The 25961-nt window shown below is 56.8% G+C and carries 28 protein-coding genes; all 28 read right to left on the reverse strand.

The annotated features are described in order from the left end of the window. The 28 genes from nrdR to RCH93_RS03175 all read right to left on the reverse strand — a co-directional run bounded on the left by nrdR (window position 1) and on the right by RCH93_RS03175 (window position 25961). On the reverse strand, window positions 1-465 hold the full coding sequence (gene nrdR / locus RCH93_RS03040; protein WP_306546838.1) for a transcriptional regulator NrdR: 465 nt from the start codon (window positions 463-465) through the stop codon (window positions 1-3). Between the two features lie 115 nt (window positions 466-580). Continuing rightward, window positions 581-1006 carry a ribose 5-phosphate isomerase B gene (gene rpiB / locus RCH93_RS03045; protein WP_306546839.1) on the reverse strand — a complete coding sequence of 142 codons (426 nt, stop codon included), beginning with the start codon at window positions 1004-1006 and terminating at the stop codon, window positions 581-583. Window positions 1007-1027: 21 nt separating this feature from the next. Then, complete coding sequence (fabF, locus tag RCH93_RS03050; RefSeq protein ID WP_306546840.1) at window positions 1028-2266, reverse strand: beta-ketoacyl-ACP synthase II; 1239 nt, start codon at window positions 2264-2266, stop codon at window positions 1028-1030. 16 nt (window positions 2267-2282) lie between these two features. Next, window positions 2283-2516, reverse strand: coding sequence for an acyl carrier protein (gene acpP, locus RCH93_RS03055; RefSeq protein ID WP_306546841.1), 234 nt, complete (start codon window positions 2514-2516; stop codon window positions 2283-2285). An 85-nt stretch (window positions 2517-2601) separates the two neighbouring features. Next, window positions 2602-3351: a 3-oxoacyl-ACP reductase FabG gene (gene fabG, locus RCH93_RS03060; protein WP_306546842.1), complete on the reverse strand. Its 750-nt coding sequence runs from the start codon at window positions 3349-3351 to the stop codon at window positions 2602-2604. After that, window positions 3348-4538 (reverse strand): electron transfer flavoprotein subunit alpha, encoded by a 1191-nt coding sequence (locus RCH93_RS03065; protein WP_306546843.1) that lies wholly within the window; start codon window positions 4536-4538, stop codon window positions 3348-3350. Before RCH93_RS03065 ends, fabG begins: the two co-directional genes overlap by 4 nt. 39 nt (window positions 4539-4577) lie before the next feature. Next, window positions 4578-5357 carry an electron transfer flavoprotein subunit beta/FixA family protein gene (locus tag RCH93_RS03070; protein ID WP_306546844.1) on the reverse strand — a complete coding sequence of 260 codons (780 nt, stop codon included), beginning with the start codon at window positions 5355-5357 and terminating at the stop codon, window positions 4578-4580. Between the two features lie 14 nt (window positions 5358-5371). Beyond that, window positions 5372-6520, reverse strand: a complete 1149-nt coding sequence (locus RCH93_RS03075; protein ID WP_306546845.1) for an acyl-CoA dehydrogenase family protein — start codon at window positions 6518-6520, stop codon at window positions 5372-5374. Between the two features lie 19 nt (window positions 6521-6539). Beyond that, window positions 6540-7517: a beta-ketoacyl-ACP synthase III gene (locus RCH93_RS03080; protein ID WP_373693251.1), complete on the reverse strand. Its 978-nt coding sequence runs from the start codon at window positions 7515-7517 to the stop codon at window positions 6540-6542. Window positions 7518-7533: 16 nt separating this feature from the next. Beyond that, window positions 7534-8544, reverse strand: a complete 1011-nt coding sequence (plsX, locus tag RCH93_RS03085) for a phosphate acyltransferase PlsX (RefSeq protein WP_373693247.1) — start codon at window positions 8542-8544, stop codon at window positions 7534-7536. 11 nt (window positions 8545-8555) lie between these two features. After that, window positions 8556-8744, reverse strand: a complete 189-nt coding sequence (gene rpmF, locus RCH93_RS03090) for a 50S ribosomal protein L32 (RefSeq protein ID WP_373693248.1) — start codon at window positions 8742-8744, stop codon at window positions 8556-8558. Between the two features lie 80 nt (window positions 8745-8824). Beyond that, window positions 8825-9340 carry a DUF177 domain-containing protein gene (locus RCH93_RS03095; protein WP_306546849.1) on the reverse strand — a complete coding sequence of 172 codons (516 nt, stop codon included), beginning with the start codon at window positions 9338-9340 and terminating at the stop codon, window positions 8825-8827. A 156-nt stretch (window positions 9341-9496) separates the two neighbouring features. Continuing rightward, complete coding sequence (locus RCH93_RS17880; protein WP_373693249.1) at window positions 9497-10132, reverse strand: phospholipid-binding protein MlaC; 636 nt, start codon at window positions 10130-10132, stop codon at window positions 9497-9499. A gap of 39 nt (window positions 10133-10171) precedes the next feature. After that, window positions 10172-10936 (reverse strand): VacJ family lipoprotein, encoded by a 765-nt coding sequence (locus RCH93_RS03105; protein ID WP_306546851.1) that lies wholly within the window; start codon window positions 10934-10936, stop codon window positions 10172-10174. Window positions 10937-10949: 13 nt separating this feature from the next. Beyond that, on the reverse strand, window positions 10950-11402 hold the full coding sequence (gene mlaD / locus RCH93_RS03110; RefSeq protein WP_306546852.1) for an outer membrane lipid asymmetry maintenance protein MlaD: 453 nt from the start codon (window positions 11400-11402) through the stop codon (window positions 10950-10952). A gap of 18 nt (window positions 11403-11420) precedes the next feature. Continuing rightward, a complete protein-coding gene (locus RCH93_RS03115; RefSeq protein WP_306546853.1) occupies window positions 11421-12206 on the reverse strand; it encodes an ABC transporter ATP-binding protein in 786 nt (261 codons plus the stop codon). Then, entirely contained in the window at window positions 12203-13021 is an 819-nt protein-coding gene (locus RCH93_RS03120; protein ID WP_306546854.1) for an ABC transporter permease, read from the reverse strand. The genes RCH93_RS03115 and RCH93_RS03120 overlap by 4 nt, the downstream gene beginning before the upstream one ends. A 111-nt stretch (window positions 13022-13132) precedes the next feature. Continuing rightward, window positions 13133-13540, reverse strand: coding sequence for a PilZ domain-containing protein (locus RCH93_RS03125; protein WP_306546855.1), 408 nt, complete (start codon window positions 13538-13540; stop codon window positions 13133-13135). Window positions 13541-14191: 651 nt separating this feature from the next. After that, entirely contained in the window at window positions 14192-14581 is a 390-nt protein-coding gene (locus RCH93_RS03130) for a sulfite exporter TauE/SafE family protein (protein ID WP_306546856.1), read from the reverse strand. Window positions 14582-14606: 25 nt separating this feature from the next. After that, a complete protein-coding gene (locus tag RCH93_RS03135; protein WP_306546857.1) occupies window positions 14607-15848 on the reverse strand; it encodes a sulfite exporter TauE/SafE family protein in 1242 nt (413 codons plus the stop codon). A 185-nt stretch (window positions 15849-16033) separates the two neighbouring features. Further along, window positions 16034-17746, reverse strand: a complete 1713-nt coding sequence (locus RCH93_RS03140; RefSeq protein ID WP_306546858.1) for a GAF domain-containing protein — start codon at window positions 17744-17746, stop codon at window positions 16034-16036. Between the two features lie 17 nt (window positions 17747-17763). Further along, a complete protein-coding gene (locus tag RCH93_RS03145) occupies window positions 17764-18135 on the reverse strand; it encodes a response regulator (protein WP_306546859.1) in 372 nt (123 codons plus the stop codon). Between the two features lie 32 nt (window positions 18136-18167). Then, window positions 18168-19733 (reverse strand): nitrogen regulation protein NR(II), encoded by a 1566-nt coding sequence (locus RCH93_RS03150; RefSeq protein WP_306546860.1) that lies wholly within the window; start codon window positions 19731-19733, stop codon window positions 18168-18170. Continuing rightward, window positions 19730-20206, reverse strand: a complete 477-nt coding sequence (locus RCH93_RS03155) for a hypothetical protein (protein ID WP_306546861.1) — start codon at window positions 20204-20206, stop codon at window positions 19730-19732. The genes RCH93_RS03150 and RCH93_RS03155 overlap by 4 nt, the downstream gene beginning before the upstream one ends. Before the next feature lie 278 nt (window positions 20207-20484). Continuing rightward, entirely contained in the window at window positions 20485-20883 is a 399-nt protein-coding gene (locus tag RCH93_RS03160) for a YkgJ family cysteine cluster protein (RefSeq protein ID WP_306546862.1), read from the reverse strand. Beyond that, on the reverse strand, window positions 20883-22352 hold the full coding sequence (locus RCH93_RS03165; protein WP_306546863.1) for a sigma-54 dependent transcriptional regulator: 1470 nt from the start codon (window positions 22350-22352) through the stop codon (window positions 20883-20885). Before RCH93_RS03165 ends, RCH93_RS03160 begins: the two co-directional genes overlap by 1 nt. Window positions 22353-22361: 9 nt before the next feature. Next, a complete protein-coding gene (locus RCH93_RS03170; RefSeq protein WP_306546864.1) occupies window positions 22362-23405 on the reverse strand; it encodes a dual specificity protein phosphatase family protein in 1044 nt (347 codons plus the stop codon). A 3-nt stretch (window positions 23406-23408) separates the two neighbouring features. Continuing rightward, window positions 23409-25961, reverse strand: a complete 2553-nt coding sequence (locus RCH93_RS03175) for a PEP/pyruvate-binding domain-containing protein (protein ID WP_306546865.1) — start codon at window positions 25959-25961, stop codon at window positions 23409-23411.

The following is a 25961-nucleotide window of genomic DNA, read 5'->3' on the forward strand; positions in this document are numbered from 1 at the left end:
TCAGTGTTTGCCCCGTTCGCCCAAAAAACTCTTCAACTCGTCCATGAATTCATTGACGTCCTTAAACTGGCGATACACCGAGGCAAAGCGTACATAGGCCACCTCGTCAAGCGCCGGCAACGCTTCCATCACCCATTCGCCGATCTGGCTGGTGGGAATCTCCTTGCTGCCGTAATCCTGCAACTTCTGCTCAATGCCGTCAACAAAGGCGTCAATCTCGGTCATGCTCACCGCCAGTTTCTCGCAGGCCTTTTCCAAACCAGCCACAATCTTGCCGCGATCCCACGCCTCACGCCGGCCGTCCTTTTTGATCAGCATCGGCAGCATCAATTCAATCCGCTCATAGGTGGTGAACCGGCGCTGACAGGCGTCGCATTCCCGGCGCCGCCTGGTGATGGTCTTGTCTTTGTTGATCCGCGAATCAATCACCCGGCTATCCAAATGGCCGCAATAGGGACATTTCATGACGCACCCAGCCTTATTTTCATAAACATGAGAAAGAGTTGTTCACCATAAAAAAAACCGGCAGCTTTACAGAAAAGCGTGCCGGTTTGGGTATGTAAAGCCGAGGGGAAAACGATCACCCCATCATGCTGATCCTTCGCAGATGGCGGCCTCCGGCAAAATCGGTTGCAAGCCACGCCCGGACGACATCCAAGGCAATGGCGACGCCCAGCACCCGTGCCCCCAGGCAGAGAACATTGGAATCGTTGTGCTCCCGGCTCAATCTGGCGGTCAGGCTTTCATGGCACAAGGCAGCGCGAATATGGCGGTGCCGATTGGCGGCAATCGACATACCTATGCCTGTGCCGCAGATGAGAATCCCACAGGACGAACGGCCCTCCTGTATCGCGGCACACACCTTGTCAGCAAAATCAGGATAATCGACCGACGCTTCCGAATCGCAGCCGACATCGTTAATTTGATGTCCGCCTTCGGCAAGCAATTGGAGTATCTCCTGTTTCAAGGCGAATCCGCCGTGATCACAGCCCATGGCAATGTTCATCGTCTTTCCTCGGCGACAAGATTAGGCGTAGCGCTTGAAAATAACAACCCCATTGGTGCCGCCAAAGCCAAAAGAGTTGGACATGGCGGTATTGGGTCGACTCTCGCGGGCCACCAGAGGCACATAATCCAGATCGCAGTCCGGATCCGGCGTCTGTAAATTGGCAGTGGGCGGAATAATGCCGTGGTGCAGGGTCAGGGCGGAAAAGGCCGCCTCGATGCCGCCGGCCGCTCCCAACATGTGGCCAGTCATCGATTTGGTGGAACTAACGGCCAGTTTATAGGCATGGGCGCCAAAAACGGTTTTAATCGCCTGGGTTTCACACTTGTCGTTGAGCGGGGTGGAAGTGCCGTGGGCATTGATGTAATCAATATCCTCAGGATTCATTCCCGCGTCGCGCAAAGCGGCCGCCATGCAACGAGCCGCTCCTTCGCCGTCTTCCGGGGGGGCGGCAATGTGATAGGCGTCGCTGCTTTGACCGTACCCGACAACCTCCGCGTAAATAACCGCGCCGCGGCGTTTCGCCGACTCCAACTCCTCCAGCACCAGTATGCCGGCGCCTTCCGAAATAACAAACCCGTCCCGATCCCTGTCAAAGGGGCGTGAAGCGGTGGCCGGATCGTCGTTGCGGGTCGAAAGGGCCTTCATGGCGCTGAAGCCGCCGACGGCAAGCGGACAGATGACCGATTCCGCGCCGCCGGTGATCGCCACGTCGCAATCGCCGTAGACAATGTGGCGAAACGCCTCGCCCACTGCGTGGGTTCCTGCGGCGCAGGCGGTTGTCTGGGTCAGGTTAGGGCCCTTGCAACCGATGCGCATCGAAATGTGCCCGGAGGGCATATTGGGAATGACCCGAGGAATAAAAAACGGGGTGATCTTCCTCGGCCCCTTATTCATCAGGACACCGTGATATTCTTCAATAGTGGGCAAACCGCCCATGCCACACCCGGTGATGACCCCAACCCGGTTGACATTGTCGTCGGTGATCGACAGGCCGCTGTTTTTCCAGGCAATATCAGCTGCGGCCACCGCATACTGCACAAAAGCGTCGAGATTTTTTGCCTGCTTTTTCTCGAACCAATCTTCAGGATTAAATCCCTTCACCTCGGCGGCGATTTGCGAGGCTTGATCAGAGGCGTCAAAGCGAGTAATCGGTCCCACCCCGCTTTGTCCGTTAAGCAAGGCGCTCCACGTCTGTTCGGTGCCAATGCCTAGCGGCGTGACCAAGCCTATCCCTGTTACAACGACCCGTCGTTTCACACTGACCTACCTTGTCTTAGCCTTGAATCTTGGCGACAAAATCGATGGCGTTCTGCACAGTGACGATTTTCTCCGCCTCTTCATCGGGAATTTCGACGTCGAATTCCTCTTCCATTGCCATGATCAGCTCAACCAGATCCAAAGAATCCGCGCCGAGATCATCAACAAAAGAAGCGCCGGAAACCACCTTGTCACGATCAACACTCAGTTGCTCGACGATGATGTCGATCATTTTATCTTCAACAGCCATTGTTTATTCTCCTCAAATTAGTCCTGTAGTTAGTTATTCTGTAAAAAAACAATGCCCGAATATGTAGTTACTCGGACACCCCTTGTCAATGGCCCATGTACATGCCGCCATTGACGTGCAGGGTCTGACCCGTAATGTAATTACTGTCAGTTGAAGCCAGGAATCCCACCGAGGCGGCCACATCTTCAGGCGTTCCCAAAACGCCGAGCGGAATCTGCGCCTTGAGGGCCTCCTGGACATCTTCAGCAAGGTCGTCGGTCATATCGGTGACGATATAGCCCGGCGCCACGCAGTTAACGGTGATGTTCCGTCCCGCCAACTCCCTTGCCATGGATTTGGTTAAACCGGTCAGACCTGCTTTGGCAGCTCCGTAATTGACTTGCCCGCCGTTGCCGACAAAACCGACGACGGAGGAGACGTTAATGATGCGGCCCCACCGTTTTTTCATCATCGCGCGCATCACCGCCTTGCTGCAGAGAAACGCCCCTTTCAAATTGGTGTCAAGCACGCTGTCCCAATCGTCTTCCTTCATTCGCGCCATCAGACCGTCGCGGGTGATGCCTGCATTGTTGACCAGAATGTCGACCTGACCATGGGTCGCAATAATTTCTTTGATGCTTTCCTGAACCGCTTCAGCGTCGGCCACGTCAAATCGGACGGTAAAGCCTGTACCGCCGACGGCTGTGATCTGTTGCAGGGTTTCCTCGGCCGCGGCAGGGTTGGAGACGTAATTGATCCCCACCACAGCGCCCAATGAAGCCAATTTCACGCAAATGGCCCGGCCAATGCCTCGACTGCCGCCGGTGACAAGCGCAACCAAATTCTCCAGCCTCATTTTTTGATCTCCTGTAACCGTTTGATCAATTGCGGCACCACCTCGTACAGATCGCCAACCACGCCGTAGGTGGCGATGTCAAAGATGGGCGCATTCTTGTCGCGATTGATGGCCACGACAATTTCTGAAGACTGCATGCCGACCGCATGCTGAACGGCTCCCGAAATGCCGCAGGCAATGTACAACTTGGGACTGACGGTTTTTCCAGTCTGGCCGACCTGATGCGGATACGGTATCCATCCGGAGTCGACCGCAGCGCGGGAGGCGGCAACTGCGCCGCCAAGCTCGTTGGCCAGATCCCGAATCAACTGAAAGCCCTTGGGCGAATCCAGACCGCGGCCCCCGGCAACCAGCGTTTCCACTTCCTGAATGTTGACTTGATCCTCGGTGTTGACCACGGTCTCAAGCACTTCAATCTGCGACTGCAGCAAGTGCGGCGGTATCTGGACCGGCACTACTTGGCCGACGCGGGAGAGATCCGGTATGGCGGGAGCCATGACTTTAGGCCGGACGGTCGCCATTTGCGGTCGGGTGTGGGGGCATTCAATAGTCGCCATGATGTTGCCGCCAAAGGCTGGGCGCGTTTGCAGCAGCATGCCGTCCGCTTCCCGAATTTCCAATCGCGTGCAATCAGCGGTCAGTCCCGCGTCAATGGCGGTGGCTACGTAGGGAATGACGGAGCGGCCAATGGCGGTGGCGCCGGCAAGCACCACCTCGGGTTGCTGATCGCGGATCACCTGTTCCAGAATGCCAGCGTAAACGTCTTCCCGGAATTGTTCAAAAATTGGATGTTCCGCCAGAAAAACAGTATCCGCGCCGGCCGCAATCAGATCGTCGGCATAGGCCGCCACAGATCCGCCAGGAAGTACGGCGCTGAGCTTGACTCCGCGTTGGTCGGCAAGTTTTCGGCCAATACCGAGCAGTTCATAGCTCACCGGGGCGACCTTGCCGTGACGATATTCGGCAAACACCATGACCCCCGCATACTCGCCAATGTTAACGGAGGCGCGGCGTTCGGCAACATCGATGCGCAAGGCGTCGGCCGGGCAATTTTCCACACAAGCGCCGCACAAGGTGCAGGAATCGTTGACAACGGCGCAATCAGACGGAACACTGATGGCCCCGAAGGCGCAACTTGTCTCGCAAACGCCACAGGCCGTACACTTGTCGCTATCAATAATCAGCATAGAAAAAAACCAGGTTGATCGGGGGAGAGAGAAAGAGCTTTACAGATGCGCCTTGAGGCACTCAACCAACTGGTCGACCTGTTCCGCGACGTTTCCGGTAAAAACCTTGCGGTCTCCGCGAGGTTCCGGCGAAAACACCCGGACGACCTGAGTCGGCGAGCCTGCCAGGCCGATACATTGGGGATCAGCGCCAATGTCGGCGGCGGAAAATCGTTTAATCTCCGCCTTTTTGGCCTTCATTTTTCCCTTCAAGGAGGCGACCCGCGGCTCATTGACGTCCTTGACGACAGTCATTAAGGCAGGCAACGGCAGACGAAGGACATCAAAACCGTCGTCCATCATGCGCTCCACCTCGATAGCCTCAGCGGTTACAGCGCGGGTTTTCTGCACACAGGCGGCAAACGGCAGACGCAAGCGACAGGCCAAACCAGGCCCGACCTGAGCCGTGTCGCCGTCAATGGCCTGCTTGCCGCAGAGAATAAGATCAAAAGCGCCGATGGTTTGCACTGCCTTGGCAAGCGTGTAGGAAGTCGCCCAGGTGTCGGCCCCGGCAAAAGCCCGATCAGAGACCAGAACGCCCTCGTCGGCGCCGCAGGCAATGGCTTCGCGCAAAACAGCCTCGGCCTGCGGCGGGCCCATGGTGAGCACCGTCACCACGCCGCCGAGTTGTTCCTTGATGGCAACCGCCTCTTCCAAGGCGTGACGGTCGTAGGGGTTCATGATCGACTCCACCCCTTCCCGAGCCAAGGTGTTGGTTTTGGGATCAAGGCGGACATCCTTGGCGTCCGGAACCTGTTTGACGCAAACAATTATATTCATGTGCCGAAAATCTCTCAGGAGTATTCTTTATTGAGTTCCTGGCCAATGACGTTGCGCTGGATTTGGTTGGTGCCTTCATAGATCTGCAGGATCTTGGCGTCCCGCATCATCTTTTCCACCGGGTACTCTTTCATGTAACCGTATCCGCCTAGCACCTGCACCGCGTCGGTGGTCACTTTCATCGCCATGTCTGTGGCAAAAACCTTGCACATGGAAGATGCTTTGGACATATTCTTGGGATTGCTGTCGATGTGGCGGGCGGCGGCATACACCAGGGCGCGGCCGGCTTCAAGTTGGATTGCCATGTCCGCCAGGATGTGCTGCACGGCCTGGAAAGAGATAATCGGCTTGCCAAATTGAACCCGCTGTTTGGCGTAGGTCACCGCTTCATCCAAGGCGGCCTGCGCCAGACCGATGCCCAAGGAGGCAATGCCAGGGCGGGACATGTCGAGCGTTTTCATCACGGTGATGAAGCCGGTGCCTTTTTTGCCCACCATTCGATCCTGGGGGATGCGGCAATCTTTAAGAATCAGCTCTCGGGTGGAGGAAGAGCGGATGCCCATTTTATCCTCCTTTTTGCCGTAGGAAAATCCGGGATCGCCGTCTTCAACGATAAATATCGAAGCCCCACGCGCCCCCTTGGCGGGATCAGTAAGGGCGACGATTGTATAAATCTGCGATTCGCCGCCATTGGTAATCCACTGCTTGGTGCCGTTTAAAACCCATTCGTCGCCGTCCAAAATTGCGGTGGTGCGGATGCCCGAGGCGTCGCTGCCGGCGTTGGCTTCAGTGAGTCCAAAGGCCGCCCAACGCGCGCCGCTGGCAATGTCGGGCATGTACTTTTGCTTTTGCTCGGGGGTTCCGGCAACCAGTACGGGGAAAATCCCCAGAGCGCTGGCGGCAAAACTGGTCGCCACCCCAACGCACCCACGCGCCAGTTCCTCCAAGGCCAGCACAATCTCATAGCAACCGCCGCCAAACCCGCCATATTCCTCTGGGACAAAAATGCTGAACAGATCAGCTTTAGCGATGTCCTGAAGAATTTCGCGGGGGAATTGATTCTTTTCATCAAGTTCGGCGCGAACCGGGATAATTTTCTCGTTGGTGATCTCCCGGGCGGTATCGATGATCATCTGTTGTTGTTCAGTGAAAAAATAATCCACAAATCCTCTCCTTAACGTCTTACCAACGCAACAGCAGCGAGCCCCAAGTGAGACCGCCGCCAAAGGTACACAATAATACAATGTCTCCACGCACCAATCGTCCCTGCCTGTGCGCTTCGTCCAAGGCGATCGGGATGCTGGCCGCAGAAGTATTGCCGCGTTTGCCGAGATTGATAAATACTTTTTCCTCGGGCACTCCCAACCTGTCGCGCAGGTTGCTAAGAATGCGAATATTAGCCTGATGCGGAATCATCAGACCAATGTCGGCGATGGAAAGGTCGTGTTTTCGCAACAACCCGGTGACCGAGTCTTCCATCATGCGAACAGCGTGCTTGAAAATGTCGCTGCCGCTCATGCGAATATGGGTGCCCTGCCATGCATCATGCCGTAATTCCGGATTCAAGCTTTCCGGACTGTCCATACACAGCAGGTTCCACAGCTTGCCGTCGGCGTGCAAACTGCTGCCAAAAACGCCCCTGCCGTCCTTCGATCCGCTCAGCACCACGGCTCCCGCGCCATCGCCAAACAGTACGCAGGTGTTCCGATCTTCCCAATTGACCCGAGCCGAGAGCGTTTCAGCGCCGATCAACAGGATTTTCATATCCGGTCGGTTTTGAATGTAGTTGCTCGCGAGGTCAAGCCCATAGGTGAAACCAGCGCAGGCGGCGTTAATGTCGTAGGCGAACGCGTTCACCGCGCCTAACTCAGCCTGGACAAAGCACGCGGTGGACGGCATGATCATGTGCGACGAAATGGTCGCGACAATAATCAGATCCAACTCCTGGGCGTCTATGCCTGTGACCGCCAGCGCCCGGCGGGCCGCTTTGGTCGCCAATTGGTAATTCTGCTCGTTCTCGCCGGCAATGTGCCTGCTGCTAATTCCGGTCCTGGAGGTAATCCACTCGTCCGTGGTGTCGACCATTTTCTCAAGGTCGGCATTGGTCACTACCCGTTCCGGAAGACAGGAACCGGTCCCTAAAATAACTGCTTTATTCATGAACATCCTGCTTTTTTCAAGCGGCGTATTCGCCCAAGGCTTGAACGATGGCTTCATTGATCCGATTGCGGACCATGTTGGCGGCAACCTCAATGGCGTTGCGAATGGCGACGGCATTGGAGGCGCCGTGACAAATGATGCCGGTCCCGTCAATGCCGAGCAAGGGAGCCCCGCCGTATTCAGCGTAATCCACCTGCTTTTTAAATCCTGCTAAGGCGTCGCGGATCAAAAGATATCCGAGCTTGGCGCGCCACGTTTTCATAATTTCCCGCTTCAGCATCTGCATGGCCGCCTCAGCAAGCCCTTCACTGATCTTCAGGGAAATATTGCCGACAAAACCATCACAAACAACAACATCGACGTCGCCCCGGTAGACGTCACGACCTTCAACATTGCCGATAAAATGCAAGGGGCTCTGCTTCAGCAATTCGTAAGTTTCTTTAACCAACGCATTCCCTTTGCCGGTTTCTGCGCCGTTGCTGAGCAGTCCAATCCGCGGCCGGTCATGGTTGAGCAAAAGTTGCGAGCACGAAGAGGCCATGACGGCGAACTGATACAGATGCTGGGGACGGCAATCAACATTTGCGCCGATGTCCATCAGCATGACGGGCTTTTTCAACGTTGGAAAAAAACTAGCAATACCGGGACGGGAAACACCGGGCAGACGGCCCAACTTCCTGATTGCCGCAGCCATGGTCGCCCCGGAATTGCCGGCGGAAACAACCGCATCCGCCTCGCCGTTCTTCACTAGGTCAAAGCCGACCATAATCGTCGACTCTTTCTTCCTTCGCACGGCGTCAACCGGCGAATCATCCATGGTGATGACCTCAGAGGCGTGATGCACGGAAATGCGGCTCAACGCATCGCCGGAACTGCGGGCATGTTCAGCGAGTTGCTGCTCTAAAAGGGTGCGGGGGCCAACCAAGATGACATGAAGATCTCTCCTGTCGCATACCGCAGCAAGCGCACCTTGAATCGCCATCTCTGACCCCCGGTCGCCACCCATGGCGTCAAGGGCTATTCTCACAGCAGTGCCTATTAACTCAGTTCTTCCTCGAGACGGATGACGTTTCGGCCCTTATACATGCCGCACCCGCCGCAAAGCTGATGCGGCATTTTCGGCTCGCCGCACTCAGGGCACTTCCCGACATTGGGCTTGGTGAGAAAATCATGAGCCCGCCGTTGTCTTGTCCGTGAATACGAGTGCCTTCTTTTCGGTAAAGCCATTGTGTCCTCCATTACATCCGCAGCTCATACCCCGGCAACCATCCGAGATTACGTGCTTTTGGATTATTATTTCAATAACGCTATTTTTTTAACCGCGCAAGGGCCGCAAAAGGCAACGCCTTTCTCTCTTCGACGCAATCGCAGGCTGCAACATTTAGATTCGTTCCGCATTGGGAACACACGCCTTTGCACGCCTCCGAGCACAAATTTTTCATAGGGAGCGCAAGATATACTTGTTGTCGCACCACATCGTCAAGATCAATAACCGGCTCATCAAGCATCTCGCTGTCGAGATCGGCAATTCTGGCGTCCAAATCCTTAACCCGCCAGGACTCCGCAGATTCGACCTCAAACAGAACCTGAAAATCACTCTCCAGATCAACATCATACTGACCAAGACAACGGTCACAAACAAGCGACAAGGCGACTTGCAGACGCCCCGTCAGCGCGACCTTAGCGTCTCCCTTGCGACTGAGAGCGCACTGGGCGTCCAGGGGGGCTCTCACCACAAAATCTTGTTGATCCGCGAGGACCTCTCCCCCTTTAATCTCGTAACGACTGCCCTGTGGGGAGATTTCGTCGAACCTGATCTGCATTACGTGTGCCCCTCACGGATTACGCGACTACCATTTTCCGGTGAAACGGAAAATTATACATAAAAAAAAAGACTTCGCCAAGGAAAAAGAACAGAAAATGAAATCGAAGTCGGGAAAAATCTTCCGGAAAAGAAAAGCGGTCTTGCCTACGAACACTCAAGACTGCTTGTGCTGCTGCTCAAACTGACTGATTTTGCTTTGTATTTGTTGAATCAATCCTGCGTACTCTTCCTTTTGCAAAATCTCTTTGAATTGCTCCATGTAGTTCCGCACCAGACTTACCCCCTCAACCACAACATCGTAGGCCATCCACTGATCGCCCCGGAGCACAAGGATGTAGGAAACAGGTATGGATCGATCTTTGTCAACCAGCAAGGTTTGAACCTCCGCCCGCTCGCCTTTGATTCGCTTCTGGGTGAACTCAACCTTTTGCCCGGAGTAGTCATCAATTTTTCCAACATAGGCGTATTGCAACAATTGCGTAAACAGGCGCTCAAATTGATCTTGCTCCTGGTCGCTGAGGTTGCGCCATTGCTGGCCCAAGACGCGCTTGCTCATTTCGCGAAAATCAAACCGTTCCCGAACAACATTGATCACTCGCTGGCATTGCTCCTTCTTGGGAAGCGCTTTCAGAGCGGGATCCGCAAGCAAAGCCGTGACCTTGTCCAAAAAAGGCTGGAACTGTTCGATGGGATCAGGGGGAGTCGAAGCCGTCGCCGGCATCGCCGACAAGCTGAAGAAGAGTGATAAAAGAAAAAAAAGTCCGCCAAATATTAGATTTTTGCGCTGCATGCCACACCGTTGCCCCGGTGTCGCCACCGGGTTATCGCCTTACTGTTGGTTGTTGGGTTGAGAGTGATTGCGCGACTTGCTTCGCATCTGAAAGTAACCGTTGCGAAACGCCACGTACGGGTCAAAACTCATAGATTTCAGGTCTTCATATTCGCCGAGATGCAACGAGGTGCGATTGACAGTGTTGACCCCAAAGGGAACCACCGGGCTGACCTCGTCGCTGCCCCATGGATAATAGGCAGCCATAGCATAGGAGTCAACTACGGAACCGGTAAAATCTCGCAGAGTAGACGGCCCCAGCAACGGGGCCACCAGGTAAAACCCATCGCCTATCCCCCACACCGAAAACGTTTCCCCAAGCGTCGCTTTGACTGGCGCAATGCCGAACTCGTGCGAAGCGGTATCGGCCAAACCAAAAACTCCACAGATGCTGTTGAGCGCAAAACGGGACAGCGCCAGTCCCGAATCGCGGAATCTCCCCTGCAACAAACAGTTGGCCGAGCGAACAGGTTCACCGAGGTTATAGAAAAAATTACCTATACACCCTCGAATGTCCGCGGGCAGCACCTTGCTGTACCCCGTGGCCACAGGGTCCAACACCCACGTGTACACCTTGTCGTTGAAGGTAAACACCGCCCGGTTCACAGGTTCAATCGGGTCGGGAACGTCCGTCGAGACTTTGTCCTCGTAACTTTCGTCGTTTAAAAAATCATCAGCTGCGGCATGTCCCGCAAACACGGCCAAGGAGACGGCGATCGACAGACTGATTTCCAGCAATAACGGATGAAGACGTCTTAGATGCATGCACTGCCCCGTTCTATTTGCTCACCTGACCAAAGGCGAATTTTGAAATAAGGGATTCTAGATCAACAGCGGACTCAGTATCCACAACAGCTTCCCCGGCCTTATACACAGTTTCATCCCCCCCCAGAGTGATTTGGATATATTTGTCGCCGATAATGCCCTGGGATTTGACAGAGGCAACTGAATCCACCGGTATGGCCACGCCGAGGTCAAGTTGCATACTGACCACAGCCTGATTCTCCTTGTTCAGCCGGAGTTGCCGCACTTTGCCCACGGTCACGCCGGATATTTGGACATCCGCTCCGGATTTTATTCCAGAAATGTTGTTGAATTCGGCGTTGAGCGTATAGGTTTTTGCCCCGGTCAACCACGGCACTTCGCCGAGTTGCAGCGCAAGCCAGGCGAGCGCCAGAAAACCGATGATCAGAAAAAAACCAACGAGTATTTCCACGCGTGAATTGGTCATTGTCTCTCTCCTGCCCCTTTAAGCGGTCTGCTGCCCCATGACCAAACGGGCAAATTCGCGAATATTGGGTTTGGTAGAAAATGGAATTTGGGACGCATCAGTGAAAACGTCCAACTCCCCTTTGTTCAATAGAATGATCTGATCGGCAAGGGTAAAAATTTGCGGAATATCGTGGCTGACAATGACCGCCGTATATCCAAGTCGTTTTTGGGTTTGAACAAACAACTCGTAGATTTCCCTGGTCATCACCGGATCAAGCCCTGTGGTGGGTTCATCAAACAGGACAATTTCCGGCTCCAACTGCAAGGCTCTGGCGAGGCCGACTCGTTTCTTCATGCCCCCGCTCAGTTGGGCGGGAAACTTATCCTCATGTCCGGTTAATTCCAATTGTTCAAGGGTTGCCGCCACCCGGCTGCGAATTTCTTCGGCGGTCAGTTTGGTGCGCTCGCGAAGCGGCAGGGCAATGTTTTCAAACACGGTCAGGGAATCAAACAGCGCCGAGCCCTGGAACAAAACGCCAAACAACGTCCTCTGGGCCTGCAAGGCCTTGTAGCCCATGCTCGATATGTTGTTCCCACCGATCAGCACCTCGCCGGAATCCGGGCGCAACAGACCAAGGATCAATTTTAAAATCACGCTCTTTCCCTGCCCGCTGCCGCCGGCGATGACCGTTGTCTTGCCGCGAGGCGCGGAAAAAGAGACTCGATCAAGCACCAGATGACGCTTGCTTCGTTCACCGAACGATTTACAGACCTCGACAAACTGGATGGCCGACTCCCCGGACACAGTCGTCTCGTCGCTCACAACAGCACCGCCGTCAACAGATAATCAAAAATCAGCACTGAAATCGACGACAGCACCACGGCCTGGGTCGTCACCTTGCTCACGCTCTCGGCGCCAAACCCGGCGCCGCGAATTTTTTGCACAAAGTAGCCGCGGCCAGTGCAGATCCACACCAGGAGCACGGCAAAAACAACCGATTTGATCACTCCCAAACGAACGTCGTGACTGGTGACGCTCTGCTCCATGCCGGCAAAAAAGGAGCCGCCGTTGACCCCCATCAGTTTGACTCCGGCCAGATACCCGCCCATGATGCCCACCACGTCAAACACGGCAGTCAGCAACGGAACCGAGATCAAAGCGGCAAGAAATTTGGGAGAGATGAAATATCGGAAGGGGTCGATCGCCATGCATTCAAGGGCGTCGATCTGTTCGGAAATTCGCATGATGCCAATCTCGGCGCACATCGCCGATCCAGCCCGTCCGGCCACCATCAACGCAGTCAGCACCGGGCCCAACTCCATGATCAGCGTGAGAGAAACCGCCGAGCCCAACATGCCTTCGGCGCCAAATTTATGCAGGGAATAGTAGCCCTGGAGACCAAGCACCATCCCGGAAGAAAGGGCGGTAAAAAAAATAACGGTGAGCGATCCGGCGCCAATGAACGCCAGTTGTTTGACAAATTCCTTAAAGCGGAAAGGCTGCTTAAACAGTCCAATCAGGGAAAAGAAGAGAAAAATCCCCATCCTGCCAAGATCGGTTAGGATATAAAGCGCAGAATCGCCTATCCCGCCGACAATTCGAAGCAACGATACGGGTTTCTGTTCAGTTTGATTCATGTAAGGTTCGTCGGCCAATTTTCGAAGCCCAGACATGGCCCCGCGACAGAAAAAAAGAAGCTCAAACCATAGGCCGGCCGGCTTGAACTTCTCATTATAAATTGGATCAGATTAACAAATGGATGCTGCGTCGGGCGCAAAATCATCAAGAAAACACTCAGCCACTTCGATAGGATCATCGGCAGAGTAGAGGACCATGGTCTGGAGAAACATGAAACTGTCCTCCTCCATGCCGGTAAACCGTATGCCAACGCCGTTTCCCTCGTTTCTGAGAATTTTTCCGCAAAAATTCAAAATCAAACTGGAACGCCGCCCAGTTTCATGGATTTCCAGCCGACAATCTCCGCCAACGGGCACGTCAAGGGGGCCTTCAATAAGTAGACCGCCTAAACTGAGATTTTTTACTGAGAACTGACCGCAGGCTTTCCCGGTGGCAAACACTCGGACGTCACGGGTAAAACGCACCCGGACATGCTTGCGTTTCTCTGGGTTGAACATTGATGGTGCGGCAATCGTCATTTTCAACCCCAAGCGTTGGTAAATTTCAAATAAATTTGATCTTAGTATCGCATCCTCCTGGGATTATCGCAAGTGGTAATTCTCTTTTGTAACCCGATCCGGCATTGGTCGCCCGCAGAATCGACAAGGCTCACGAGCGAACTAGACCAACAACCATATTTATGATTTCAGGGAATTAAGCACTCTTAACGATAAACCCGTCCGCCCCGACCTGTAAACAGTTCTCGCGCGGTTGGCGGGTGTCGTCGGTGAAGACAGCCTCTGGTCGGCGATTTCGCCAATGCTTTTGCCGATCCTCCCCGATCCTTCCTGGATCACAATCCATTTCGACCGCATCAAGCCAATCCGGCCGCAATCGCTGGCGACGTGACGCTTTTCCTCATTCAGGGCGCCCTCCTTGCCATAGTTACGCCTCAGTCCTATCGCAAAAGCCAGCCGCATTTCCTTGCAATGAGGGAAACAAGCACAACGTCCGAAAAAAAACAGCAGAGAACCTGCAGGCAACACGCGCCCGCCACTGCAATGTTTTGCATCTTGGCAAACAAAAAGGTCAGAACGGCAATGCCGTCCTGACCTTTCTTCCTCGTGAAGGACATGCCGCCTTTTTGCGCAGTTCAACAGGAGTTGTTCCGCACGTTATGGCGCATCAGATCAATACACGCCCAGCAGGTTCAGGGCCAGCAACACCAAACCAAGGCAAGCAATCCGCTTGACGACCAGCGGACTGACCCGTTTGGCGATCTGCGGCGCAATATAGCCGCCGAGGATCGCAGCCGGAAACATGGCCAGAAAGAAGTACAGATCAAAGTTGCCAAACTGATAGTGGCGCATGGTGCTGACCGAGGTGTTGAAAAAGATGGCCAAAAGCGAGCTGCCGACCACCAGGTACATCGGCAGACGCAAGGCCACGGTCATCAGCGGCACCATAAAGGGGCCGCCGCCAAAGCCAAACATCGAAGACATGATGGCGATGAGAAAACCGCCGATGCAGCCAACCACCATGTTTACCTGAAATTCCTGTCCCCAAAATTCTATTTTCATAACGGATTCCTCCTCGAATGATCCCTTAATTTTTGCCTTTGGCTGTTTCTTCGGCGCGTTTTTTGAACTCTTTGAGAATGGATTGCTCCTTCTTGTTCTTGGCCAAATAGCCAGGGGTTGTCTGCCAGAGCATCAAGGCGGCGAGGATGAGCAGAATCCAGCCAAAGGCGAATTTAAACTGATCCAGGGTGATCATCTCGGTTAGTTTGGGGCCGATAAAGCCGCCCAGGAGCATGGCGCAACCAATGCCGCAACCAAGTTTCCAATTGATGAATTTGATCTTCGAGTAGTTATAGATGCCGCTGCCCTGGGAAAAAAGCACCGTCGGGGTAACCGTGCCGGCGACGATGGTGTGCGGCAGGGCCGGGAACAGGGCCAGAAGCAGTGGGTTCATGATGAAACCGCCGCCCGCGCCCATGAGCACGCCGAAGATGGCAACACCCAGGGAGAGGAAAAACGGATAGAAAATGTTGAGGCTGGTGCCCGCGTTCTCCAGATAGACCAGAGGGAAGGCAATTTTGTTGTCAAAGGTGGCAGGCTCGCTCTTCACCTTTTTGTCAACAACGGCCACAATCGTGTATTTGCCTGGCGCCAGTCCTTCGCGAATTTTGATGTCAGCGGTATAGGAACCGTCCGGTTTGACGTCAACGGCTGCGGCCACCACCTTGTCGATGCTCTGGAAACGGGCCTTCACTAATTGCATGGAACGCTTTTTGTTTTCTTTGTCGTCCATGGCGTCGAGCAGCGTGCCGCGACTGCCGACAACGCTGGCCATCAAGGTCGACTGATAGCGCTCAATCTTGGCTTTTGCAGGGACGGTATAGGCAACGTCGGCGCCCAGATCTTTGAGCAGTTCAGAATAACTCCATTTTTTGCCTTTCTTCTTGGCCTCGTCAATCTTTGGCTGCAGTTCCTTGGGCACAAAGGTTTTGTAATAGGCCGGCATGTCCTGGGTGATGTAGAAGACATAGGGGCGCTTGCCGGTTTCCTTGTCAACCTCGCTGTCAAAACGGTTGGCGCGCACAGTGTGATCCTCGGCCCAAACCTCAAGGAACACCGGCTTGCCGGCGGGGGCCTGGCCGCTCACTTTGATGGAGCCGCCGTTGTTGAGTTCGGCCTTGTCAAGGACGATGGTCGGCGCGGCCACGGCTGCAGCCGCCTGCGGTGGAGCCTGCGCGCCCGTCTCCTCGCTGTTCGCGGTGTTGACTCCCAAAAGCACCACCATTGCCGCAAAAAGCCATGGCATCATTCCTGCCTTCTTTTTCATGCTCAATCTCCTATGATTGTATTCAATTCGGTCCGTCCGAGGCCGGTCGTCGGCATCGGGCGCACTGTTTACACGCAATTGTTTGTTCCCGTTCCCATCAGGCAAAATCGCTCCTGGCGATTTATCCTGCGCCGGCAACGGGTTGCTCCCCCTTTTTCCGCGCTTCGCACCTCCTCTTTACGCCGTCAACGGCAGTCCTTGGCGTCTTGGGTAAACGACACTATTTTTCTTTCCCCCACGTACTCCCGGCTGGTGTATCCGGTCATCGCGGTCATCTTCCGGGTCAACTCGCCAATCTGCCTCAGATTGCGGATGATCACCGCCAACTCCTCGCGCAGTTCCGGCTGCTGACAGTCTTCAATCAGCAGTTCCGCCGTGCCCAAGGCCGCAAAGAGCGGACTGTTGATTTCATGGGCCACGGCGCCGGCCAACTCGACGATGCCCTGCAGCTTGCCGCTCTGGATTTTTTCCGCCTCCAGCATGTGCTCGCTGGTGATGTCACGAATAATTTCAACCACGTACTCCACTTGGCCATCAGCATCAAAAACTGGCGAGGCCGTGCGTTCAAACCACTGAGACTGGTCGGCAGACCGGAATTCCTGGACAAAGGGCCGCATCTCCACACCCTCCAAAACCTGATCGACCGGGCAGGCGCAGTCCGCGGATCGACACAAATCTTGGTACTCCATGCCAACCACCTCGTCCGCCTTTTTACCTGCGGCGTCGAGATACACCTTATTGGCCAGCACCACCCGCCGGTTGCAATCCAGGACCAGCACCTGATGCCGCAGGCTGTTGATGATGTTCCCCAGGAAGGTTTCATGCACCCTGATCTCTTCCAGCAACAGGTTGATGCGGCGATAGTTGCGCCCATTGCGGATGGCTGTGCCGCCAACCTCGGCCAGGGTGACCAAAAAGCGGACCTCGGCGTCGGCAAACACCCGGGGCGCGTCGGTAAGGATGCGCATCACCCCAATCACCTCACGGTTGACCTTGATCGGAACCGCCAAAAGCGAAACAATGCCCTCGTCCGCCATCTCCTGGTGATAGTCGATGCGCTGATCGTGGCTGACGTCGTAGACGGCCACCGGTTCGCCGGCAAGCACCATCTTGATGGCGCCTTCGTTTTCGACCTCGCCGCGCCGCAGGTATCGGCTGGAAACGCCATGGGCCGCCGCCAACTGCAAATGCCCGGATTCAGGATCGATCAGCCGCAGAGTGCAACCCTTGGCCCGCATGGTCAGGGCCGCCCGCTCAACCAGAGCGTTGAGGATGCCGTCCAGATCGAGGGTGGAGTTAACCAAAGCGGAAATGCCCTGAATCTCGCGGAGAAAGGTCAGTTGAGCCTCCATTTCCTTGAACATCCGGCCGTGGGAAATGGCGATCCCCACCTGCTCGGCCAAGGCCATGGCAAACGAAATCTCCTCGGAGGCAAAACTGCGCGCGCTTCGAGTCAATAGCCGCATAATGCCGATCAGCGCCCCCTGGTAGAGAATCGGCAAGGTCAGCACGCTCTTGACGCCTTCGCGACTTGCAGCCGCATGAAAGGGCAGAAACGCATCCTGGTCGACATGGTCGCTGAACACCGGATAGCCGGAACGAATCATGGCCATGGTGTCTTCGGAATCGATCACGTCGCGGGAGAGATACTCCAGCGACACCCCGTGGGCCGCGCCCAAAACAAACGAACCGATGGAGGCGTCGATCAGGCGGATGGTGCAGGCGTCGATGGCCAGCAGTTCGGGCAGGCCGCGCGCAATGGTGTCCATCACCTCCTGGTGGTCAAGGGCCAGGGAGGTCAAGCGGGTGACCTTCTGGAACACCGCCAGAAATTGCTGCTCACGGGACAGGCCGCCGTTTGCGCCGCCCGGATCATCGGTTGTCTGTATGCTGCCCATGGTTTTCGCTGATTTGTTCAGGATCGCTGCCGCGCCGCCAGGACCTTTTCGACCTTTTCTTCCAGCTCAAGGCGGTCGATCGGTTTGACGCAGTACTCGTCGGCGCCCAGACTGATGGCCTCCCGGGCGGTTTCCACGGTCGGGTAGCCGGTGAGCATGATGACCCGCATAGCCGGATTGTCTTCCTTAAGAATTGCCAACACCTCGATGCCGCTCATTTTTTTCAGCTTGATGTCAAGGATCGCCAGATCAACCGGATGCTGGCGGGCAAAGGCGATGGCCTCGTCCTCTTCGGTGAAGGTGTGCACCACGTGCCCCTTTTTCTTAAGAATTTTGCCAACGAGAACGGTGGCGTCGAGCACATCGTCCAGGGTGAGTATTTCAGCCATGCTTTCCTCCTTAACAGCTTGGGTTTTGCCGATTATTCTTGAATTGCCGCTGTTTCTTCGACCATGGGCAGCGCCAGCCGGAACAAGGTTCCTTGCAGCAGCGTCTTGTCCGGCCCGGCCACAGGGCTCTCTATCTCAATGGTTCCGCCGTGTTCCTGAATAATGCCGTAGGAAACGGAAAGGCCCAGCCCGGTGCCCTTGCCCACCGGTTTGGTGGTGAAAAAGGGATCGAAAATTCTCGCTTTGATATGTTCGGGGATGCCGTGCCCGGTGTCGCGGACTTCGGCGATCACCTTGCCCGCAGCCCGATCATGGCGGGTGCGGAGCAGCAACTGACCGCCCTCCTCGCACTGTTCCATGGCGTGATGGGCGTTGTTGATCAGATTGACCACCACCTGCCGCAACTTCTCCGGGTCGCCAATGATCGGCGGCAGATCCGCCGCCAATTCCAGCGTCACCTTGATGTGGCTGAGGTTGAGGCTGTGTTCAGTGATGGCCACGGCGTCTTCGATGATTTCATTGAGATCAACCGACACCCGCGCGCTGCCCGACTGACGGGAATACTTGAGCAGGTCGGCAACGATTTTACGGCTGGCCTGGGTCTGGCGTTCGATCACCTCCAGATTTTGGTAGGTCTCTGAATCCTTGTCAAAATCGTCCATCATCAACTGGGCGTATCCCAAAATGATGCCCAGCGGCGTATTGATTTCATGGGCAATGCCAGCCGCCATCTGGCCGACCGTGGCCATTTTTTCGCTGGAAACCAACTGCTCCATCATGGTCTTGAGCCGGGTCAGATCCTTGGCAATGCACTCGGAACCGATGATCTGCCCCTGCTCGTCGTGCAGGGCGGTGGCCGAAATCAACACGTAGATGGTGGACCCGTCTTTTTTCTTGAATTCAGATTCCAGGTCGCGGATGTAGCCGTCCAACTGCAACATCTTGGCGTAGACGCTCACGTCGCCCTCGTGACGAAAGATGTCAGGCAGGGTAAGCAGCGAGGTTTCATGACGGGAATAGCCAAGCATTTCCGAACCCGAGGCGTTCATATCCTGGACGGTGTGGTTGCGGTCCGAGAAAAACACCATGTCTTTGGACGCGGTGAACAAATGGCGGAATTTCTTCTCCGATTTGGACAACTCGGCGGTCCGTTCTTCCACCTTGTCCTCAAGGCTGAGATTCAGCTCTCTCAGTTCGCGGGCGGCCTGGGTCAACCGGATCTTCGACTGTTTGAGTTTGGCCGCTTCCTGCTCTATCGCCTCATAGGCCTGCACGCCTTTGTGGTAGAAGATCATCACCGCCGCCACCGAAATCATGCACAGGGTGTTGACGCCGCCGGAATACGGCGCAATCGCCTGCCAGAGGTCGGCTTTGCCGGCGATATAGAACGCCTCCTTGGCGATGTGGCCAACGGCCCGGGAAATGGCAAAGGCGGTGATGGCCAGGGTGACGTAAAAGAGGTAGCCCCAAAGAAAATTTTCAGGCTTCAGTCGGGTGAGGCGAAACGCGTACCAAAGAGACAGAAAGGAAAAGAGGATATTGGCGGCCGAACCGGCAATATCGACAATAATGGTCGGCAACATGGGGAAGCCGTTCATTGCCCGCCCCCCTGCGTTGATTTTGCCACCGAATGATAAAAGGAGCGTAGGCCGAGAAAGAGAAAAAACAGGGCCGGAACATAAATCAAATGATCAAGTTTGGTGACGAAATACAGGTATTTATTGAGGGTGAAGGGACTGAGCAGGCGGGTTTGCAGGTAGCATTCGGTCTGCAACAGTGCCGCTGGGTCAAGATAGGCGCCGGCCAGATGACCCATGAAAGCCAGCGCGTTCCAGCAGGCCATCAACACGCAGAACATCTGCAGATAGCGCCAGCCCCGGCCGGTAAAGGAGGTCCGGCGGATGTCCCAAAAGAAATAGCCCAAGGCGAAGATGTAGTGCAAATGGGCCATCTGATGGACGTACAAGCCCTCGGGTTCGCCGTGCACCTGGAGGGCGTGGGCCTCCCCGGGCAGCGTCAGGCCGAGCAGCAGCAACGTCAGCAGCAATGCGATGTTGATTGTGTTGTTCATCAATCCGTTCCGGAGTTCGGTTCCATGCAACTTTGTCCATCTGCCCGAGCCTAAGCATGCTCCAGGCCAGAATAAGCCAAAGCTACAAAAAAGAACTATCAGTTGAAGATATAAGGAAATATTGAAATCACAGCCAACAAGATCGCCGGGTGACGGCAATCCAAACCAGCTACAGGTGCAACAAATAGGTTGCAGGAGAAACAAAAGAGATGCGCCGGCAACGCCGACAAGAGAGCCCGGATCAGGCTCGGGCTCCTGAATGGAAAAAAGCGACGAAGTTATCTGCCTTCGTCGCCGGCGACGGCCAGCCCCTGTTCAATCCGGGGGTGGATCATTTCCAGCAGGCCGGGGTTTTCCAGATACGGGCAGGGGTTGTTGTAGGGAAATTCCCGGCACTGTGTGGGCCGGGCCTCATGGACGGTGCAGCGTTTGCACATCCGGTCGTTGGCCAGCAAGATGCAGGAGCCGTCTTCCCTGGTTTTGAAGGTGTTTTTATTCTCCAGGTAGCGATTGCGGATCTCGCCGTCGCTGACGCCAAAATGCCGGGCGATCCGGTTGATGTCTTCGGCGTGGAGATACAGGGTGGAGCCGGGCAGGCGATAACAGCAGTAGCCGGGGCAGAAGTTGCAAAAGGATTTGTTGCGGGCCAGCGTGTAATTTTCCGGGGTGTTGGGCATCAGCGGAAACTCCTCGACTCCATGTTGTAGCGACGCAGCAGGCGCTGAAAGGCCTGCCGCTCCATGCCGCAGGTCCGTGCCGCCGCAGTGACGTTGCCGCCCGCCGCCTTGAGCGCCGCCGCCAGATAGGCGGCGTTGAACCGATGCAGCACGATGTTCTTGGCCTCGCGATAGGGCAGTTGGCCATACACCTCCAGGGGCTCTTTCCCCTCCATGGCTTTCACGGCTTCCACGGCTTTCACGGCCAAAGCCAGCCCCGCAACGTCGTCCTCCGGGTCGGCAAAGGCCCCTTGATCGTCCCAGAGATCGTCTTCCTCAATGACCGCGCCGCGACAGAGCAGCACCCCCCGGTTGACCGCGTTCTGCAGTTCGCGAACATTGCCCTGCCAGGGACGCCGCATCAGCGACTGCAGGGCCTCGGCGCTGAATTCCAGGTTGTCGCGTCCGTGCTCGCGGCTGTACCGATCCAGGAAATGCTGGGCCAGGAGGGGAATGTCTCCGGCCATGGACGACAAACTCGGCATGACAACGGTCATGACGTTGAGGCGATAGAAAAGATCCTCGCGAAATTCGCCCCGCCGGATCCTGGCTTCCAGATCCTGGTTGGTTGAGGCGATCACCCGGACGTCGACGCTGAAGGTCTTGTTCTGCCCCAGGGGCTGGACCTCCTTTTCCTGCAGAACGCGCAGCAGCTTGGTCTGCACGCTCACCGGAATGTCCGCGACCTCGTCGAGCAGGATGGTCGAGCCCTCGGCCTCAACAAACAGGCCGGTTTTGTCGCGGTCGGCGCCGGTGAAGGCCCCCTTGCGGTAGCCGAACAGCTCGCTTTCCAGGATATGTTCAGGCAGGGCCGGACAGTTGACCGTGATCATCGGCCGCGCAGCCCGGGGGCTCATGGCGTGCAGGGCCTTGGCCGCCAGTTCCTTGCCGGTGCCGGACTCGCCCCGGATCAGCACGGTGACGTTGCTGGGCGCAATTCGCCGCAGCAGTTCCACGGTCTGGGCCAGCCGACGGGAGCGACCGATAAAACCGTGGAACTGGTCCTGGTCGCAGAGCCGGTTCTGGAGTTGCACATTCTCGCGCAACAGTCGGGTCCGTTCCACCGCCCGGCCAATGGTGCGAATGATGCGCTCGTTGTCAAAGGGCTTCTCGATGAAATCGTAGGCCCCGTCTTTCAACGCCCGCACCGCCATTTCGATGGTGCCGTAACCGGTCATGAGGATGGTGGTGACGGCCGGGTCGATTGCGCCCATCCGCTGCAGAAAGGTCAGCCCGTCCATGCCCGGCATCTTGATGTCGGTGAGCACGGCGTCGGGCGGATCGACTTGGACCATTTCCAGCGCCTCCTCGGCCGAGGTCGCGACGGCTACGCTGCAGCCGCATTTCTTGACCAACACCTTAGCCAGCAGGTTGAGCATGTCGCGCTCGTCGTCAACGACCAGCACCTTGGGTTGTTGGGTTGCATTCATGGCGCCATGTTACCCGTTTTTGCCGATCATGGCCTGAAAATAGAGCTGCACGAACTTGCCGGAAAGGGTGTCGGCCGAGGAAAAGCAGAGATTGTCCGCCGGCGGCGCGCAACCGGTAAGGGACTGGTAGGCCTGCCGCGACAGATCGGCTAAGGCCTGCACCAGCGTCTGCCGTTGCGCCTCAAAGTTGCCCGCGCCCCAGTACCGGCAACGCGGCGGCCGGTCGGCAAACACCAGACAGTGATCGTCCTCCAGGAGCGGACACTGCAAGAATTCCTCGGGAAAGGCGCCGACCAACGCCTCGGCGCTGAGCCCCGGTTGCCGGTGGTGCAGTTCTTTGAGGCGACCTGCCAGGGCAAAGGCCCGTTCAATCACTGCCTGACGCTGCTCCTGTTTGAGGCGGCGGTTAACCGCCTGGCTGAGATGCATGCTCTCAATCAACAGCAGCTCAAAGGGCTGCCGGCAGCACTCGTTGGCGCCCCGGCCGCAGCAGGGCTGATCCTCGCCTGCGCCCAACTGCACGGCAAACCGGGCGATCAGGCGTTCATACTCCTGGAGCAGCGGCGACGCGTCCTCCGCCGGCCGGTTGTCGATCTTGGGCGACACGGTCTGCAACGGTCCGACCTGTTTGCCGTATTTCTTCAAAAAACGGCGCTGTTCATAGGTGGCCGGCTTGGCGTTTTTGTCCTGCATGGTCTTTTCCGCAAGCCCAAAATCAAACCCCCGCCGCAGCAGATAGGCGGCGATGAAGGTGCCGGTGCGGCCATGCCCCAGGCGGCAGTGCACCAGGACTTTTTTATCGAGATAGATAGCCTCGTCCATCCAGTCCAAGGCTTTTTCCATGGCCGCCAAATCCGGGGCGCACTCGTCGACCACCGGCAGATAATAGACCTCAAAGCCGCTGCCTTCCTCAATCTGGTGCAGATCACAGAACTCGCCGCAGAGGTTGACAATGGCGCCAATCCCCTGCTCGCGGATCGAATCCAGATCCTCATAGGACATGGGGGCGTGGCCGGCGGCGAGATGATCAGTAATCCAGTGCAGTTGGTACATGGGCTATAAACGCTCAGGGGTTGCGGGGGTGTTTTGCCAATCAGCCCCCTGGAAAAATTGCTGCACTCGCAAGTCGACGTCCTCCTCGCGCAGCACCATGTCAAGCAGTTTGGTCATGCCCAGCAGGCGGCCCACCTCAACCAGCAGGCGCTGGAGTTCCGCAGCCGAACAGCCGATCATCCGGGCGTCGAGCAGATCGCCCTGAACGCTCACCTCAAACCCCAGGCGAACAAGAATCCGGTGCAGCAGGACAATCCGCGCCGACCGGCCCTGATAGTCGCCGCCGCCGCCGGCAAAACGCAACTGGCAGTGATTGGCCCGGCTGTCGGTGCCGGCGAGGCAATCAATCAAGGTAAAATGGAAGCCAAAGCGCATGTTGAGATTGAGATAATCCGGGCTGATCACCGCATAGGAGGCGAAATCCCTGGAGCCGCCGGAGGCAATGCCGCCGGAGAGGGCCATGTCGCCAAATCCCTGCCAATCAAAATGGAGGTGACTTTGCCAATCGATCTGCGGATGGCTGAGCCCCTGCCAGAGGGCAAGAAAGGGCGCGGCGTGAAGGAATTCGGGCGCGATCTCGGCTGCGGCGTCCTGGGCAAAGGCGCCGCCCACGTCAAGCAGGTAGATGTCCAGCGGCAGTTCGGTGGCTAGTTTGCGGCAGTGGGAGGAGGCGCCGCCGGCAATGTCGCCCAGGCCGAACATGGTCTGCACCGCCTTTTCATGGGCGTAGCGGATGATGTCGTGCAGCGAACGGCAGGACTGGGGCCGGAAGTCGGAGGAGTTCGGATCGAGCAGATGCAGCGGGGTGATATGGTCCATCAGGGCGCGCAGCCTGCGGGCGTAGGCGGAATCTTTGTGGGCCTCCCGCTGTTGGCCGCCCGCCAGCAGGCTTGGAATTTTTCCGGGATAGACCTTGCCGGCATAGCCGTCGACAGTCACCTCCATCCCCTGGGACAGGAGGCTGCAGGCCTGGGCGGCCTCCACCAGCAGAACTACGCCGAATTCCCGGCAGACCGTGGCAAAATGGCCGGTTACCGAACCCTGTTCGCAAATCACGGCCGCCAATTTGTCCATGTAGCGGACCAGGGACGGGGCGATGTGGCGGGTCGCCAAAATCGAACCGGTCGGCAGGTCGGCGGGCAGCGTATGATCAAAACATTGCACGATCCCATGGGCAATACCGCCGGCGGCCCGTTTGGCTCCGACCAGCAGGGGCGCGCATTGATCGGCGGACGGCGCGACGGCCTCCGGAACCGGCCCGCTCGCCTGTCTTGGGCCAAGGCGCAACGGCCGCGCTTGCAAGATATAAAAATTCTCGGCCGCGTCCATGGCCCATTCAATATCCTGAGGACCTTCAAAAAACAGCTCCAAGCCTCTGGCCATTGCCGCCAGACGCATGGCCTGTTTTAGACTGAGCGAAAGGGTGTTCGCGTCCTGCGCCAGCGGTTCTTCGCTAAGCGCGCCCCGGCGCAGAACCAGCCGGATCCGCTGCGACCCGGCAACGACGGGGGCGGGCGTCGCGCTCTCCGGGGCAAACACAAACACATCCGGCACAACCTCGCCGCCCACCAGGGGCAACCCCAACCCGTGAATGCTGTGCACCAGCAACGCATCGTCCTCGCTGGCTGGATCGCGGGTGTACACCACGCCGCTGGCAACGGCGTCGACCATCACCAGCACCAGCGCCGCCATGGCCGCCTCCTCGTCGCCAAGTCCGGCGTGGAGGCGGTACAGCAGGGCCTGGGGCGTATACTTGGAAGCCAGCACCTCAAGGTAGGCCGCCAGCAACCCCTCCCGGTTGACGCCGAGCACCGTGTGATACTGACCGGCAAAGCTGTGGACGCCGTCCTCGTGGAGGGCCGAGGAACGCACCGCCACCCATGGTTCGCCTCCAGGGCTGAAAGCAGCCAGTTGATCGTATTGGCCAAGGATGGCCTGCCGCACCGGCTCGGGAATTTCCATGCGCCGCACCAGAGTCGTCAGGGCCTGCGCGATCTCATCGATGCCGGCGGCGGAATCGGGATCAATCCCGGCCAGCAGCAGATCAATGGCCGGACGCAGCTGATTGTGGGCAACCAGCAGGTCAAAGGCGACGGCGGTGATGGTGAAGCCTTCGGGAACCTGGGCCTTGGCGGCGTGTTTGAGTTGCAGCAGGCGCTGGCTTTTGTTGCCGACAAGGGAGGAAGCGATCAGCTCGTCGTGGGCGACGGCAAAGGGCGGGATGAGGAAACGCTCGGGCGGGGCCAGCAGAAGCTGGATGTAGAATTCGTATTTGCGCAGATAGTCGCGGAGCACGCCCGCCTGACCAGGACGCATTCGCTCCAGCGCGGTCACCATGCCGGCCACGGCCTCGGTCAGTTGCCGGCAGCGAATCCGGGTCCGGGCCAAGTCTTCGCGCCGCCCCTCGTGGTAGAGCGACTCGAACTCGGCCATCAGTTCGTGGCACTTGCCGTCAAAGGCCAGCAGGGTTTTGAAGGCCTCGTAGGTCTGTTGCAGAATCCGGTCCGGAGCGAGCAACCGCAGCGACCAGTGCTTGAACAGCGCGCCGACCTCCAT

This window comes from Desulfobulbus sp. (genome assembly GCF_030824455.1).
In the GTDB taxonomy this organism is placed as follows: domain Bacteria; phylum Desulfobacterota; class Desulfobulbia; order Desulfobulbales; family Desulfobulbaceae; genus Desulfobulbus.

Coding starts and splice junctions, on each gene's coding strand:
- mlaD (WP_306546852.1), bottom strand. CDS start 11,402: ATGACCAATTCACGCGTGGAAATACTCGTTGGTTTTTTTCTGATCATC.
- rpiB (WP_306546839.1), bottom strand. CDS start 1,006: ATGAACATTGCCATGGGCTGTGATCACGGCGGATTCGCCTTGAAACAG.
- rpmF (WP_373693248.1), bottom strand. CDS start 8,744: ATGGCTTTACCGAAAAGAAGGCACTCGTATTCACGGACAAGACAACGG.
- RCH93_RS03140 (WP_306546858.1), bottom strand. CDS start 17,746: ATGGGCAGCATACAGACAACCGATGATCCGGGCGGCGCAAACGGCGGC.
- RCH93_RS03135 (WP_306546857.1), bottom strand. CDS start 15,848: ATGAAAAAGAAGGCAGGAATGATGCCATGGCTTTTTGCGGCAATGGTG.
- RCH93_RS03070 (WP_306546844.1), bottom strand. CDS start 5,357: ATGAATATAATTGTTTGCGTCAAACAGGTTCCGGACGCCAAGGATGTC.
- RCH93_RS03155 (WP_306546861.1), bottom strand. CDS start 20,206: ATGAACAACACAATCAACATCGCATTGCTGCTGACGTTGCTGCTGCTC.
- RCH93_RS03150 (WP_306546860.1), bottom strand. CDS start 19,733: ATGAACGGCTTCCCCATGTTGCCGACCATTATTGTCGATATTGCCGGT.
- RCH93_RS03125 (WP_306546855.1), bottom strand. CDS start 13,540: ATGACGATTGCCGCACCATCAATGTTCAACCCAGAGAAACGCAAGCAT.
- acpP (WP_306546841.1), bottom strand. CDS start 2,516: ATGGCTGTTGAAGATAAAATGATCGACATCATCGTCGAGCAACTGAGT.
- RCH93_RS03080 (WP_373693251.1), bottom strand. CDS start 7,517: ATGAATAAAGCAGTTATTTTAGGGACCGGTTCCTGTCTTCCGGAACGG.
- RCH93_RS03145 (WP_306546859.1), bottom strand. CDS start 18,135: ATGGCTGAAATACTCACCCTGGACGATGTGCTCGACGCCACCGTTCTC.
- RCH93_RS03175 (WP_306546865.1), bottom strand. CDS start 25,961: ATGGAGGTCGGCGCGCTGTTCAAGCACTGGTCGCTGCGGTTGCTCGCT.
- RCH93_RS03105 (WP_306546851.1), bottom strand. CDS start 10,936: ATGCATCTAAGACGTCTTCATCCGTTATTGCTGGAAATCAGTCTGTCG.
- RCH93_RS03065 (WP_306546843.1), bottom strand. CDS start 4,538: ATGCTGATTATTGATAGCGACAAGTGTACGGCCTGTGGCGTTTGCGAG.
- RCH93_RS03165 (WP_306546863.1), bottom strand. CDS start 22,352: ATGAATGCAACCCAACAACCCAAGGTGCTGGTCGTTGACGACGAGCGC.
- RCH93_RS17880 (WP_373693249.1), bottom strand. CDS start 10,132: ATGCAGCGCAAAAATCTAATATTTGGCGGACTTTTTTTTCTTTTATCA.
- nrdR (WP_306546838.1), bottom strand. CDS start 465: ATGAAATGTCCCTATTGCGGCCATTTGGATAGCCGGGTGATTGATTCG.
- RCH93_RS03160 (WP_306546862.1), bottom strand. CDS start 20,883: ATGCCCAACACCCCGGAAAATTACACGCTGGCCCGCAACAAATCCTTT.
- RCH93_RS03130 (WP_306546856.1), bottom strand. CDS start 14,581: ATGAAAATAGAATTTTGGGGACAGGAATTTCAGGTAAACATGGTGGTT.
- RCH93_RS03170 (WP_306546864.1), bottom strand. CDS start 23,405: ATGTACCAACTGCACTGGATTACTGATCATCTCGCCGCCGGCCACGCC.
- fabG (WP_306546842.1), bottom strand. CDS start 3,351: ATGAGGCTGGAGAATTTGGTTGCGCTTGTCACCGGCGGCAGTCGAGGC.
- RCH93_RS03095 (WP_306546849.1), bottom strand. CDS start 9,340: ATGCAGATCAGGTTCGACGAAATCTCCCCACAGGGCAGTCGTTACGAG.
- RCH93_RS03120 (WP_306546854.1), bottom strand. CDS start 13,021: ATGAATCAAACTGAACAGAAACCCGTATCGTTGCTTCGAATTGTCGGC.